This window comes from Paenibacillus sp. J22P90 (assembly GCF_059692195.1).
The window spans coordinates 565,697-580,720 of sequence record NZ_JCAUAY010000004.1; the positions used below are offsets into that span (position 1 = coordinate 565,697).

At 42.5% G+C, this 15,024-nt stretch carries 10 protein-coding genes; 1 reads left to right on the top strand and 9 read right to left on the bottom strand.

Features of this window, described 5'->3' with window-relative positions; genetic code table 11:
- Positions 1-6: 6 nt before the first annotated feature.
- From AC58UX_RS16985 to AC58UX_RS17005, 5 genes are all read right to left on the bottom strand, one after another.
- The gene (locus AC58UX_RS16985) at positions 7-765 is read right to left on the bottom strand and encodes a prepilin peptidase (protein ID WP_497254722.1); all 759 of its coding nucleotides are present in this window, start codon (positions 763-765) and stop codon (positions 7-9) included.
- Positions 766-835: 70 nt separating this feature from the next.
- A complete protein-coding gene (locus tag AC58UX_RS16990; RefSeq protein ID WP_497254724.1) occupies positions 836-1,315 on the bottom strand; it encodes a type II secretion system protein in 480 nt (159 codons plus the stop codon).
- Between the two features lie 22 nt (positions 1,316-1,337).
- Complete coding sequence (locus tag AC58UX_RS16995; RefSeq protein ID WP_497254726.1) at positions 1,338-2,546, bottom strand: type II secretion system F family protein; 1,209 nt, start codon at positions 2,544-2,546, stop codon at positions 1,338-1,340.
- Entirely contained in the window at positions 2,546-3,601 is a 1,056-nt protein-coding gene (locus AC58UX_RS17000) for a type IV pilus twitching motility protein PilT (RefSeq protein WP_497254728.1), read from the bottom strand. The genes AC58UX_RS16995 and AC58UX_RS17000 overlap by 1 nt, the downstream gene beginning before the upstream one ends.
- Before the next feature lie 17 nt (positions 3,602-3,618).
- Positions 3,619-5,283: a GspE/PulE family protein gene (locus tag AC58UX_RS17005; RefSeq protein WP_497254730.1), complete on the bottom strand. Its 1,665-nt coding sequence runs from the start codon at positions 5,281-5,283 to the stop codon at positions 3,619-3,621.
- A 298-nt stretch (positions 5,284-5,581) separates the two neighbouring features.
- Between AC58UX_RS17005 and AC58UX_RS17010 the strand changes: the two genes are divergently transcribed.
- Positions 5,582-10,831: a DUF5057 domain-containing protein gene (locus AC58UX_RS17010; protein ID WP_497254732.1), complete on the top strand. Its 5,250-nt coding sequence runs from the start codon at positions 5,582-5,584 to the stop codon at positions 10,829-10,831.
- Positions 10,832-10,874: 43 nt separating this feature from the next.
- Here AC58UX_RS17010 and AC58UX_RS17015 read toward each other — a convergent pair whose 3' ends face one another.
- From AC58UX_RS17015 to AC58UX_RS17030, 4 genes are all read right to left on the bottom strand, one after another.
- Positions 10,875-12,722, bottom strand: coding sequence for a hypothetical protein (locus AC58UX_RS17015; protein ID WP_497254734.1), 1,848 nt, complete (start codon positions 12,720-12,722; stop codon positions 10,875-10,877).
- Positions 12,723-12,737: 15 nt separating this feature from the next.
- On the bottom strand, positions 12,738-13,289 hold the full coding sequence (locus tag AC58UX_RS17020) for a PilW family protein (RefSeq protein WP_497254736.1): 552 nt from the start codon (positions 13,287-13,289) through the stop codon (positions 12,738-12,740).
- Positions 13,273-13,824: a PulJ/GspJ family protein gene (locus AC58UX_RS17025; RefSeq protein WP_497254738.1), complete on the bottom strand. Its 552-nt coding sequence runs from the start codon at positions 13,822-13,824 to the stop codon at positions 13,273-13,275. Before AC58UX_RS17025 ends, AC58UX_RS17020 begins: the two co-directional genes overlap by 17 nt.
- A 188-nt stretch (positions 13,825-14,012) precedes the next feature.
- Positions 14,013-15,008, bottom strand: coding sequence for a metal-dependent hydrolase (locus AC58UX_RS17030; protein WP_497254740.1), 996 nt, complete (start codon positions 15,006-15,008; stop codon positions 14,013-14,015).
- Positions 15,009-15,024 lie beyond the last annotated feature (16 nt).

Below are 15,024 nucleotides of genomic sequence, written 5' to 3' on the forward strand. Positions count from 1 at the left end.
ATCCTGCTATCCGATTAAATTGAGGTAAGCCTCTATAAGATTCGATCCGTATCCATAAGATATAAGAACACCCATTGCCAAATAAGGGCCAAATGGTATAGGTTGTTTTCGCTTAATAATGTTTAGCAGCAGCAACAATCCGCCAACCAGACTGCCGATCAGACACGCTAAAACGAAAGCCACAAGAATATGAGTTAAGCCTACGACCGCACCGCAGACCAACAGGAGCTTGGCATCTCCCATGCCCATACCACCGCGTGAAAGTATTGAAATCAGCACAACAATCCCGCTTCCAATGACAGCGCCAAGTACATAACTCCACCAAGCCTGATCACCGGAAAATACAAACCTGACAATCACACAAATTGGAAAGAAAAACAGCAGAACTGGATTTGGAATCCTCATAACTGTCAAATCCGAAATTGTAATTATTACTAATAAACTCACCAACACCAGACCAACAAGAGCTTCCCCTGTTATTCCGTAATGCATATACACCCATAGAAATAATAAACCCGTTACCAATTCCCCTATCGGATATAAAATGGAAACCTTCGCCCCGCAATATTTACACGTTCCTCTGCTCAAAAGGTAGCTAATCACTGGGATCAAATCCCGTGATTTTAACTGTGTCTGGCAAGAAGGACATGCCGATGGCGGACTCACAATCGACTGCTTCGCTGGCACGCGTAGCGCTACAACGTTGAAGAACGAACCTAGAACAAGTCCAAGGATGAGAACATAAATGCCGATTAGCATGGTCATATGTTTATGCCGCTTTCGATTGATTTTAAAAAAGGAATCGGAATGGACCGATTCCTTTGGATGGTTTATTTTATGGACTAGTTGGTGTTGCCGTTGCAAATGTTCCAGTACTTGCTATAACATCAGCACCACTTAGATATTTTGTACCTCCAGTTGTTGTTTGTAATGACACATACCACAGTACACCTGTAGCATTAAACTTCACTTCTCCACCAATAATCGGTTCTTTAGAGCTTGGTAAAACGAGTCCAGCATCCAAGTATCCTTTTTTAGTTAGCCCCATAGAAGTATCAGTAGTGTCAGTTTTAACAGCAATAGTCTTTCCACTCGGATCCCCATTCAGCTCAGAAGTGACATATAACCTAGCAGCATCATAAATTTGACGAGCCGTTGCAACATCCGCATCCTTCTTCGATTTGTTAATTACCCCCAGAATATAAGGCACAGCAATCGCCGCAATAACCGCCAAAATAACAATTACCGCCAATAACTCAATCAGCGTAAAACCCTTTTCTTCTTTTTTCAAACGATTCATCATTTTCATTAACATAGTTATTACCTCCATATTTATATCAGCTCAAATTGGAATACATACTAAACATCGGTAGCATAATCGCAGCTACAATACCTCCAACTAATCCCGCCAAAATAACTAACAATAAAGGCTCCAACAACGATTTCAAACGATCTACGGTATTCTCGACATCCATTTCATAGAAATCGGCGATTTTCTCTAGCATCTGATCTAATGAACCTGTCTCTTCGCCAATTGCTATCATTTGTGTAACTAGTGGTGGAAATACCCACGCTTTCTTTAAAGGTTCCGACAACGGATTGCCTTGTCTTAAGGACTCAGCTGATTTCCGTATGTAACTACCGATGACCTTATTACCTACGACCTCTTCAACAATAGCTAATGATTGAAGAACGGGCACAGCACTTGAATAGAGTGAGGCAAGCGTCCTAGTCATCAGGGCCACAGACCCTTTTTGCTTCAACTTTCCGAAAATCGGGATTCTCAATTTCATGTAATCAATGGCGTAGGCGCCTTTGTTGTTGCGTTTCGCAACTTGGTACACGACGATAACGGCAACAATCGCGAGCAACCATGTCATCCATTGATTCTGAATACTATTGCTCAGTGCAAGTACAACGCGTGTAATCATCGGCAGTTCAGCATGAAGGGATTCAAAGGTGCTCACGAACTGGGGCACAACCGATTTCAAAAGATAAATAACGGCGATGATGGAGAGCCCCCCAACCGTTGCTGGATAGGTCATGGCTGACTTAATCTTCTCGCGCGTCACATGATCTTTCTCAAAAAACTTAGCTAAACGGTCTAACGTGCCTTCCAAATCCCCGGTCTCTTCTCCCGCTCGGACCATGTTAATAAACATCGGCGGAAAAATCCGTTTATGTTCGGAAATAGCCTGTGAGAAAGGAATCCCTTTGGAAATGTTCGAAGCAACGTCAGTTAATGCCTTTCTTAAGGGCTTACTCTCCGTTTGGACCGCTAAAATAGTCGTCGCCTCTACGATATTCACACCGGCTCGAACCAACGTCGCAAATTGCCTGCAGAACACGATAAAATGAATCGTTTTGACTGGATTACCAATGTAAATCTCCGTCTTTAGTGCCTTGAACTGTTCTTCCCTAACGGATAAAACAATGTATCCTTTTTTACGAAGCTCATCGACTGCTGCCGGCTTATCTGAAGCAGTAATTTTACCCTTCAACTGCTTGCCACCGCTGCCCCTAACCTCGTACACATACTCCGACATTACAAGACACCACCCTCAGCAAGATAAGCTCTTGCTGCGATCGGATCAATTAGTCCTTGTTGCATTTGCTCCTTGATAGACATATCCAACGTATGCATCCCTAAATTACGGCCAGTCTGCATCACGCTCTTAATTTGATGAATTTTCTCTGTACGTATCAAATTACCTACGGCTGGCGTATTAATCATAATTTCAGTTGCGCAAGTTCTGCCAACACCACCTGGTTTAGGAAATAACCGCTGCGAAATGACAGCCACGAGAACAGCAGCAAGCTGCACCCGAATCTGGCCTTGTTGATGAGCAGGGAACGCATCGATGATACGGTCAATCGTCTGAGGAGCGTCAGATGTATGCAACGTCGCAAACACTAAATGTCCAGTTTCAGCTGCCGTCACCGCTGCGGATATCGTTTCGAGATCACGCATTTCTCCGACCAAAATGACATCTGGATCTTGCCGCAACGCAGCGCGTAGCCCATTGGAGAACGTTTTTGTATCGCTGCCAACTTCACGTTGATCAATGATTGAAGACGCATGCGTATGTAGGAACTCGATAGGATCTTCCAGTGTGACAATATGCTTCTTCTCTTTGCGATTAATGTAATTAATCATGGCTGCAAGCGTAGATGACTTCCCGCTACCCGTTGGACCCGTTACAAGTACTAAGCCTTGCGGCTTTAATGCTAAAGTTGAAATAATCGACGGAAGTTGTAGCTGCTCCAACGATGGAATCGTCGTGGGAATGGTACGTATCGCCACACTGACCCGTCCTCTTTGTCGATATGCGTTGATCCGATATCTTGAACATCCCTCTAACTCATAGGAGAAATCCAATTCACCTGCAGCTTGGAAACGCTCAATTTGCGTAGGACTCAGTAATGCCTCGGCCATTCCTCGCGTGTCATCAGCCGATAATGGCTCTAGACCCACAAGCTGCAAAGCGCCATGGACACGTAATACCGGTGGTGAGCCAACAGATAGATGTAAATCTGAAGCTTTCGACTCATGCGCTTGCTGCAATAGGTTTAACATACGCGCTAACGAATTAGAAATCATGGCTACCTCCCTCTTCTCTAATAAGCAACAGTTTCACGAATGACTTCCTGAATAGTTGTAATACCAAGCTTCACTTTTTCAATTCCGTCATCCATCAACTGAATTAAGCCAAATTTCGCTGCTGAAGCCCGCATCTCCTGAATGGATGCTTTATCACTGATCAATTGCCGAAAACCTTCGTTCATCACAAGGATTTCATGAATCGCAAAGCGTCCACGATACCCCGTACGATTACAATTGCCGCAACCACTGCCTTTGTAGAGTTTGTCAGCTTTAATCCCTTTATTTTTCATAAAAATCAATTCTTGATCGGTAGGTGTGTAAGCAGTCTTACACTCTGAACAAATTCTTCGAACAAGTCGCTGCGCCACAACGCCAATCAATGAAGAAGCAATCAAATACGGTTCAACACCCATATCTCTAAACCGTGTAATGGTACTAACCGAGTCGTTTGTATGCAACGTCGATAGGACGAGATGACCTGTTAAGGAAGCGCGAATCGCAATCTCAGCTGTTTCCGAATCACGAATCTCACCGACCATGACGATATTCGGGTCTTGACGCAAAATGGACCTGAGTCCTGCTGCAAAATTAAGACCAATGGTTGGATTGACATGCACTTGATTGATACCTTGCAATTGGTACTCGACAGGATCCTCAATCGTAATAATGTTGGCATTTTCACGATTCAAATGACTAAGCGCAGAATAAAGTGTGGTTGTCTTTCCACTTCCGGTTGGTCCCGTTATAAGTAAAATGCCGTAAGGCTGCTCAATCATTTCACGAAACACACTCATGTTGCGATCTCCAAAGCCCAACTGATCGATCGGCTTAACGCCTGTCGACAAGTCTAGAATACGAAGTACCATCTTCTCCCCATGAATCGTCGGCAAGGAAGACACACGAATATCGACTTGTTTGAAATCAATTTGCATCTTGATACGGCCATCTTGAGGTAATCTTCGTTCAGCAATGTTGAGCTTGGCCATAATTTTCAGCCGTGCCGTGATAAACCCTTGCATTTGTTTCGGAATGACACGCTCGTTTCGGAGATGACCATCCAATCGATAGCGAATGACTACATTAGCTTCACCGGGGTCTACATGTATATCAGAAACTTTTAATTGCACAGCTTGCTGAATCATTTGATTCACAAGTCGCACAACGGGCGAATCCTCATCCGTGATTTCGGTTTCTTTAATATCATCGGATGTAGGCATATCGGTCATCATTTGAGTCATGGAATCCTGAAGACCGTAGTGGCGTGCTATCGCTCGCTGCAGCTCATCTCTACTCGAAATCGCCGGTTCAATTCGATAACCCGTACTCATACGCATTTCTTCGATTGCAAAATAATCAAGCGGATCTGCCATGGCAACCATGAGCTTGCCGCCCTCTTTTTGAAGAGGGATGGCCTGGAAGCGCTTCGCCATGCTTTCAGGAATAATTTTCGTAATCTCAGGATCAATCTGGTATTTGAACAAACTCACATGTGGGATGCCAAGTTGGAACTCAAGGACCTCGATCAATTGCTGCTCTGTAATATAACCTTGTGTGATCAGATGGTCACCAAGCTTTTGTTTCGTTTTTCTTTGCTCCTGCAGCGCCTCTTGGAGTTGAGCCTCCGAAATAATTCCGCTCTCGACTAATAAGTCTCCCAATCTTTTTCTAACCAGCGCCATACCCTTCAACTCCATCCCTGAATATCAAGGTAATCTTTTCCTTATAGGACTATATACCTATTTTTCTGTCAACAAAATTCATTATACAACATTAGGATACGTTCTTGTATATATCTTCGCGCTTTTTTCACAAATTCCTTCCCGGAAATCAATAAGTAAATAGGTATTTTCGGTCACAAAATCTAGGATCTCATAAAAAAAATCAATTTTACGTGCACAAAGTGTATATTTTTTCATCACAAAAGTAGTAAAATAGTCTCATACAGAAACTTGACTTTATGAATAAGGAGGAGCATTTATGTTGTTGTCCACAAAGAGAAAAATAAGCATCTTACTAATAATGACTTTGCTTACATCATTGTTCGGTCTCTTCGGGGGGCCGTTAACTCAAACAGTATCTGCAACTGGGGAAACTGAGGCAATAAAAATCCTCGAAATTAAAGATTTAAAGAAGCCGAATAATGGAGATGCGTCCGCAGTCACTTCTGATCTTTCATCAATACTTGGCTCAGATACTCGATTTAAGATTGAGACTATGAGTATTAAGAAATTTGTGGCACTTCGTGAGGAACTTGACGGTAAATATGATGCCATCTATTTCGGTAAGAGCCTATTCAACCCTACGCTTGAGGCTGGTAACGATCATAATACTCGCTACAAAGAGAATGATATCACACTGCTCAAATCGAATGAGATCAAAGATAAGTACATTGCAAAAGGACTTCCTGTTATTGTCTACAGTGACAACTCAAAAAAACGAGGTGCTCTGTATCAAGGATATTTGGATAGTAATAATAACTGGGTGCAAAAGACTGGAAATTTATATAATTTATTTAGTCCTTATAATACTACGTCTAATCAAAGCAGTGTCATATTCGTTAATGATGATCAAATCGATTCATCAAGTGCATTTCTTAACAAAACCAAGCTTATTTCGAATCCTACGAACAGACCTCGGTTAAGTGTCACGAGCAAACCTGTGGATTACACGTTGTCTGCCAATCGTGCATCAACGTATACCCCTGGCAGCACACTTTCCTACACATTTGATGTCAAAAATGTTACTTCAATTGCAGGTCGCAATCTTGTCGCGAACTTGTATCTTGGCATTGATAGTGTTTTAACGTTCGACGCGACGAAATTGGTCCAATCTGTAACCGTTACTTCACTTACAAATAATACAATTAGTTTTACCCTGCCAAAAGGTTATTCCGGTCTCTATTACTGGCGCTTAGAGCTTGTTGACCAAACAAGTACTGGAAAGCTGAAAGACGCCGCTTCAGGTGTTTTTCGGTTCAAGGACCAGGCTCCAACTATTAAAGTGCTTCAAGTATTACCGAATTCCCAATCCAGTGCTAAAACGAGTAGTCTACTCAAAGAAACCAATATGACTCAAAGTTATTTACAAACAGATGATTACAGCATTAATCTTACTGTCGTCGACTTTACTACATTTAATTCCACGGAATATAGCACGCTAAACAGTAAATATGACATGGTAATATTTGGTTTTAATGACTCCTATAATGGAACTGGAAATATTACTGACACGGCTGCTGCTTCAGTCAAATCGTTCATTGGAACAGGTCAAGGCGTCATGTTTACGCATGATACGGTTTATCAGGGAAATCAAACTTGGATTACGAATTTCAAAGAAATTACAGGTCAATCCGGATCTATGACGAACATGGGGTTAAGTGCTCCCAATCCGTCAACCACTACTGTAAAAGTGAATGAAGGGCTATTAACTCAATTCCCTTTTTTCCTTAGTGATTTGACGCCTAAAGTCGCAAATACACATGACCAGTATTTCAAATTAAACTTAGAGGATTCCACGGTAATTCCTTGGTACAATATTGACGGAAGTCCTCGGGATATTGAAGATAGTTGGAACCACTACTACACCTATTCTAAAGGAAATGTAACTTATTCAGGTACGGGTCATAATTTCGTAAACACGAGTATCAGCAACACTTATAACGGAAATGCCTTTCCTGAATGGGAACAAAAACTGTTCGTAAATACGATGTATCGCGCTTTTATCGGATCGAATCATAAGCCAACGTTAGACATTTTAGCACCTGTGGCCTTTAACTCTACTTCCAAAAACTACATCTCGGCGAATAGTGATATTTCACTTAGTTTTAAACCAGATGACTTGGATCTCAATGATAAAAATCTCACTTCTTCCGTTACCTTTAAGTACATAGACAGTCAAGGCAACAATCGGACACAGAGTATGCTAAGTGGCTTGCAGACGAAAAAAGGGGAAACCATCAATCGCACATTCACCAATCCACTCTCAACAACCGGCGGTTACCTAACCATCTCTGTTTCTACGCAAGATGCGTCAGGTGCACTTGAAACGAAAGAGGTCATAGTTAATGTCATTACCTCAACTAGCTTAACTCCTGAGAGAACGATCTCGTCAGAGAAAATTGAAGTTAATCTACCGGTTACCGTCAATTATCTTGTTAAACCCACGGCTAAAACATATAGTGCTGCAACGAACATTTCTGACTTAACCATTAGTGGTTTACATTTCAAAGAAGTGTTTCCACCATATTTAGACATTGTCACATTGCCTGCTAATTTAACCAACGTTACGAAAGTCGGCAACCTTGCTTCTGGATATACAATCGAAGGTGATCTCGCCAATATCCCTTATCGCAGGGAAGGCAATCAATTTGTCGCAAACAATTCCAGCTTTACCATTGTTGTAAAACCGACTAGTAGCGGCGATTATTCACTATCCAATGCAAATCTGAAGTATAACGATTTTGCTTCCAGTAATCAAAACGTCCTTTTCACTAACAAAGTTATTACATCTTACATCAAGCTAACTAGCTTAACGTTGGATAATATCATTATCGCAAAAGGGGATACAACGAAGTTAATCCCTAAGGTATTACCGGCTAATGCGACATACAAAACGAATGAACACTTCACTTGGGTCTCCGACGATACATCTATCGTTACGGTTAACGCCAGCGGCGAAATTAACGGACTAAATGCAGGAACAGCACACATTACGGCGACCGCTACAGATGGCAGTGGACTCGTAGCAACCTCCGTCGTGTCTGTCATTCAACCTGGTCTAAACATTACGGGGCCAACACAAGTAGCGGTTAATTCTTCTATTGACCTTACAGCAACTCTTGTAACAGCTAATGAAGAAGTGACTTCGAAAAGCTGGAGTTCATCCGATCCAAGCATAGCAAGTTTCATTAATGGTTCAAGCGCTTCCTTCACCAGCACGTTGCAAGGTCATAAAAAAGGAACAGTAACAGTCACAGCAACGGTAGTGACGAATAAAAGAACTTACACCAAAGGTTATGACGTCACCGTGTTCATACCTGTCTCATCGGTTACGCTAGAGAACACCACCATTCGTGTTAGCGAAACTGCGCAATTACCAACGAATTATTTGCCAGCCAATGCTGATTATCCAACTTTCGCTTGGAGTTCAGATCGGACGGATTTCGTCACCGTCGATGGTACAGGCAGAGTAACTGGTAAAGCTGTAGGTTCCTCACAAGTTACTGTTACTTCGACTGATGGTTCTAATAAAAGCAGTCATGCAACGGTAACGGTCATGCAGCCAACATTTACTGTCGATGGTCCGAATACGGTGAATATTGGTGAAAAAATTACATTAGAAGCCAAATTCAATACCGTGAATGAAGAAATTTCCACGATCACTTGGCTCCCTGATAATCGAGTTAATGTCAGCTTTGCCACGGACGGAGATATGAAACGAATCTTGACTGGCCAAAAAGCTGGAACCGTCAATGGTACTGTTGAAATTAGGACGAATAAAGGAAGTCAGTATACAGCACCATTTGCAGTTACGGTAAAAGCAGTTCCTATTACATCCATTTCGTTAACGACTACCACCATTCGTGTGGGAGAAACGTTCCAAATGTCGCCCACTATTTTGCCTAATAATGCAAGTGATAAATCATTGGAATGGACTTCTTCGAACACACAAATCTTCACTGTCGATCAGAACGGAAATATTCGCGGTGTAGCCGCTGGGACAGCCAACCTAACAGCAAAAGCCAAAGATGGTTCCAACGCATCCGCTACAGCAGAGATTAAAGTCATGCAACCAGCATTGACCATTGAGCACTCCTCTTCCATTCTTCGAGTTGGGGCGTCGATGGTGCTTACAGGAAAATTAACTACCGTTAATGAAGAAGTAGATCCCGAAACGATTAAATGGGATTCACCTCAAAAGGAAGTACCTGGGTTTATTAGGAATACAGTTCCTGGAGATCCTTATAAACGCGTCATTACTGGCATAACACCAGGAGTGGTACAGGCTTCACTCTCACTAAAGACGAATAAAAACAATCCGTATAGTGACTCCATATCTGTAACAGTGTTCACGTTGAATTTAGAAGACAGAAGGATAGACTTAGGTGAATCAGCCCAGCTAAGTCCGATTATTAATCCAGTAGGTACGATCCAGTCTGACTTCACTTGGACTTCAAGTGATCCAAGCATTGTCAGAGTGGATGCAAACGGGCATATTGAAGCCCTTAAAGTAGGTACAGCAACCATTACGATTGTATCGAAGTCCGACCCATCGATTACCGCTTCAGGTGATATTACTGTTATTCAACCAGCCATTCACATTGTAATTCCTGGTGGCAATGGCAACGGAAATGGAAATGGCAATCTTGGGGTAGATGGAGTTACTGAACTTTTAGTTGGAGACACCGTGGAGCTGAACGCCTCCTTTGAATCGACGAATCAAACTATCGTCTCTGGATCGGTCAATTGGACCGTTAATGATCCGAGTAATCTAGTTGATGATCGTCAAGGAAGCGACAGCTCACACCATCATTTCGAAGGACTTAAAGCCGGGAATGTAACAGGTAGTGTCACGCTCATAGCCGAACACAATGTCTCGCATGTGCGTGCAACTTATACGGAAAGTTTCACAATTAACATTACGAATCCTGTGAAAAGTGTTGCTATCACAGGTGCGCCTACTCAGATCAAAGTAGGCGATTCCGTCAACTTGAAGGCTATCATTACGCGCCCGGATGCGGTTCATACCGGCTTCCAATGGTTCATACTGAAGGATGATAATTCTAGCGCATCCAACTTAGCAGATTGGACTGCTTCGACGAACACGCCGAGTGAAGGAAAACTAACCGGAAAAGCGGAAGGCACAGTCATTGTTAAGGTGCTGGTTGGCGGTAAATCCGATACGAAAACGATTGAGATTAAGCAAGTTCTTACAGGCATTTTCCTTCCAGAAGGCCCAATTACGTTATTCGTAGACAGTCCGACTGAAAATACGAGTGACCTTTTGACTCTCTTAAGAGTCGTCCCGAGCGAACTCAAAGATCGTGCGTCATCACTGTTAGACTGGGAGATCAACGGCACAGGCATTATTTCGCTTCAAAATGGCGTAGTGAAAGCTGAACGTGTCGGTACAGCCACAGTTACCGTAACAGATAAGAACAATCCAGCTCTCTCCGATTCTGTTCAAATTATTGTCGAGGAGCGGAAGAAATTCCAAAACAGATACTAAAATGAAAAAAGCTGCCGAGAAATCGGCAGCTTTTTCATTATTATTATTGGTTAGTCATTTTCTTCTTCCCTCTGATCAATTGCACTGTCTTAATACGCGGCAACGCAGCAGCTTGATGATCAAATATATCATTGTTATACGAAATAATGAATCTGGCTCGCGTGCCAGGTATCGAAGTTTGATTTGCCTCCCCTTCAATGTTTCCGCCTGTTACCTGTGCATATCCCCTTAAGGCATTAATCGTAAGATCACGTCTGGCGAAAAAACCGCCCTTAATCCAGAAAATGGATCCTACACCGTACAATTCAGCCGTAGAATCCGTATAAAAGAAAGCATCCAAACGTTGAATACGAGCACTATGATCTTGCGTTATTGCAAAAGCTTTCTGGTATTGCTCATCGTCAATATTTTTAAACATACCTTCTCCGCTCGAATCCTCGTCCGTATTCCCGTTCGTATTTACTCTCGTGATTAATATGCTCCCTTTACTCATCAAAACAAGCTCACGGTCGTCTAAGCCCTTGATTGAAGCATCCTCAATTACGGTATCACCCAACGCAAATATAGTAGCATCCATCTTTACATTGCCCGTAATATGAACATCCCCAGTCACTAGAATGTTTGCTCTTACTGGAATCTCTGAACCCAGTGATGTAAATGTATTCGTAATGTTCAAATCACCATCGATGATAAACCAATTACTTTTAAAATAACCGTCTGAATTGGTATCCCTTCTTAACTTTTTCCCACTATCATCGGCGTTACTATATAATAATTTCGAATAATCCAAATTATTCAAATTAAAATCACCCCGATGCAGAACCGAACCATCTAAACGGCCTGATTCAATTAATCTTTTATAATCCGCTAATTTTTGATTATATACCGCAGCTTCCTCATTCGTTACAGGTTGCAGTGGACTAATTGTTTCAAATTTGTCAGGTGATCCCAATAAATAATTAATGACATCACTCATTTGATGTTTGTATCTGGATTCCATTTCCGTCCATTCGATGCCTCCGCCACCAATGGCTTCAGTCAGCTTATCAATAAACGATTCATCCATATTAATTCCAATGAAATCTTTATTACTTTTAATTTGTCGCACACTGGTTTGACCAAGTATGTTATCAGCCTTTTTGGCTTCACTGTCTCCGCTGACCTCTTGAATTGCTTTGTACGTTGTACATTTGGGCGTATCACAGTATTTAATATCGGATAACGATTGCACATAAGCTGTACCTACAAGATCCGGAAACTTGGTTGGCTCGTGTTTCTTTGTTTCACTCTCGTAAAAATATTCAGCTTCGTTTTTAATTAACAATTGTTTACCTGCGTAGAGACCTCCACCATTGCTATCTTCTCCAAAAAAATAGGGCGATCCGTTAATAATTAAATTACCATCCTCTGAACCCGCAGCGTATTTCAGCACATCAGGATACCCATTTACAACTAGAGCCTGCTCTAATGTACGAGTTACACCTTGAATGGAAGCAGTCACTTTAACTGTGATCGTTAGTGGATCTTTCTTATCCTCCAGCTTGGCCACCGTCTTGACGTTGGATTGACCCTCCCCGTATTGCTGATCATAATCGGTGCTTATGGCGTTTGGTTTATTCACCACAATCATCACAGCTTCCAATTGACTCTTCAGGAGCTCCAAATTAATCGACCTTTGATCCGCCAGCATACCTTGAATAATCGCAACTGCCTCATTCAATGCTTTCTCAGCCAAGTGTACGCTTTGAACATCTTTCTGCTTCGTTTGCGTTCGAACAGCCCCGCCAATACTAGCGCTAATGACCGCCATCCCCAGCAACGTAAATATAATAATGATAAAAAGCACAAGCAGCAGTGCAGCGCCTCGCTCATCTTTTAATCGCTTGATCACAATCGCACTCCCCCATTAAAAACCGAATCTGCTTTTTAAGTTCAACGTATGCGCGATCCCTTTGGCATCTTTCTGCATGAGATGTAAATCGACTACGATAAGTCCGTTATGGCACTGCATAATGGAGCCACATTCAAGTTGTATAGTTGAACCCTTCAGATCAGACGCAATCTCGAGTGCTTTTACCGCTGACGGAACTTCCTTCGGATCACCTAGTCGAAGCTGATTAATTACACCCGGCTGAACAGGATCAAAGTAGATTTCACTGTACGAGGTTTCAGCATCAACGAGATCTTTGCGTGTTAGCGTAATGCCGTTCACACCTTGTTTACTTTCAATCGTCGTCGGGCCAACCGTGTACAATTCCGTCATAATCGTTGACATGACAATATCTGCCTCATCCCGCAGCTCATTCTCAACCTTTACTTTATTGTAAGAGGTATAACCAAACGTAATGACACCATAAATCGTTCCCATGACTAACGAAAGAATAGTCAGCACAGCGAGTAACTCGACTAACGATAGACCTTCTTCCCGTTTTAAAAACCCATTAACGAATCGATTCATCCAGAATATACCCCTCCACGTTTGCTTGATTGCGTGAGCTATTGTCTGAAGCGTTCTTGTCTTTCACAGTGACAGATATCGGAATCAAATAGGTGAATTTTTCAGGATTTATTACTTCCGTATCCACTGTTAACTCTTTCTGATATTTTACTGTCACCTCATACTGCTTCCCGTTTACTTCAGGATTAAACACATCCCAAAGCCCAGTCATTTTTTCTAGGGTCTTATAATTTGTATCGCATTTGAGCACAGCGGAGTCCATACTACATTGAGCTTCCTTCAGATCTATACCTGTATGTACGACCGTTCCAGTAATAAAGTACTCCCGCATCTCATTAAACGACTGCCTCTCCATATAAAACAAAGCATTTCTCGCCAAATTGATCATGACAGTCTTATTCTGATTGCCTTTATTATAGGACATCGCCTGTATGAAGAATGCCATCATCGCCATCGAAACTACTGCCAAAATAACGGTTGCTGCTAGAACTTCAACTAGCGTAAAACCTTCATCATGCGGTTCTCTTCTCTTCATTCATCCCCGCTCCAATGTTACATATTCTAAAAGTAAACACATCAACCTACCTAGGACTATTGTACCATATTTTCAACCTGAACAGCCTATTCCCCTCTTTTTTAAAATGACAAATTGGGCACATTTAGTATGTGCACACCAAACGTAAAAACCTCATTCCAATAGGAATGAGGCTTCTCAACCACTTTTTACACATAAGGGGGATCCCATGCTTTTTTATCCATTCCAATCCGATCACTCACCACATTCATGTTACTATCCAGGTGAACGTCGACCCCGAAAGAAAACTTTCGTTTGTGCCAGAACCGCATGTCACGCCACTGCACCTCGTACCCGCCATTCTTCTCTTTCCAACTCACATAAATGTGCTGAGCAAAATGCAGAAAAGAACGAACAGCCTCTGTCCCCATGGTTGCTTTGACAATCGGATGGGAACCTTGCGTATTGTAATCTTGCTTACTGTACTGCTCAAATACGGTCACCTTGCCCGCGCGAATCTCACCCAGATAGAAACTAGTCTCACTTTCAAAAATAAACTGCCAGTAGAACCAACTTAAGCTCGGCACAAGGTGGCAGACGCCATTTGAGAGCCTTAACTCGTTTCGTACAAGCTTCATCAGGTTATTACGCCCAGAGGCTTGGATGGCAATATAGAGCAGTGTAGCTGCAAAAATGAGCGCGTACATTTCACCAATATATTCTCCTGATGCCCCTCGCCAAACGACAATCCATAGGATGGCACCTAACCCATGAAGCCCAAATAGGAATGGATCATACAGGCAAAGTGTATCGAGATGAAACCATTTTTTCGTGAATGGCCGCAAGCATTGTACTCCATAAACATTCAGTACATCTAAGCCTACATGACAAACGACTGCTAGAAACGTCCAAAGGTATAAACTAAGAAAGTGCTCCCACACACCAAAAACCGCCGCGAACGGCAAACTGATCAATAACGGGCATATCAATAATGCTGGCAAAGAATGTGTCACGCCTCGATGCGTACGGACATAGCTGGCATACCCTCGCAAGCGAGCAACCGTATCAAAATCGGGCGCATAGGATCCTACTAATGTTCCCGCAAGAATCGCCTGCAACAGCACTGGCTCTTGAACGACGGCCGGTTGTAAACACGCAAGTCCTGCTAGGCTAACACCAAACAATAAGTGGCTACCTGAATCCATTCATACCCCTCCGTTC

What these genes read in the sequence shown, in the direction of transcription:
- AC58UX_RS16985 (WP_497254722.1), bottom strand. Translation starts at nt 765, where the DNA reads ATGACCATGCTAATCGGCATTTATGTTCTCATCCTTGGACTTGTTCTA.
- AC58UX_RS16990 (WP_497254724.1), bottom strand. Translation starts at nt 1,315, where the DNA reads ATGTTAATGAAAATGATGAATCGTTTGAAAAAAGAAGAAAAGGGTTTT.
- AC58UX_RS16995 (WP_497254726.1), bottom strand. Translation starts at nt 2,546, where the DNA reads ATGTCGGAGTATGTGTACGAGGTTAGGGGCAGCGGTGGCAAGCAGTTG.
- AC58UX_RS17000 (WP_497254728.1), bottom strand. Translation starts at nt 3,601, where the DNA reads ATGATTTCTAATTCGTTAGCGCGTATGTTAAACCTATTGCAGCAAGCG.
- AC58UX_RS17005 (WP_497254730.1), bottom strand. Translation starts at nt 5,283, where the DNA reads ATGGCGCTGGTTAGAAAAAGATTGGGAGACTTATTAGTCGAGAGCGGA.
- AC58UX_RS17010 (WP_497254732.1), top strand. Translation starts at nt 5,582, where the DNA reads ATGTTGTTGTCCACAAAGAGAAAAATAAGCATCTTACTAATAATGACT.
- AC58UX_RS17020 (WP_497254736.1), bottom strand. Translation starts at nt 13,289, where the DNA reads ATGAATCGATTCGTTAATGGGTTTTTAAAACGGGAAGAAGGTCTATCG.
- AC58UX_RS17025 (WP_497254738.1), bottom strand. Translation starts at nt 13,824, where the DNA reads ATGAAGAGAAGAGAACCGCATGATGAAGGTTTTACGCTAGTTGAAGTT.
- AC58UX_RS17030 (WP_497254740.1), bottom strand. Translation starts at nt 15,008, where the DNA reads ATGGATTCAGGTAGCCACTTATTGTTTGGTGTTAGCCTAGCAGGACTT.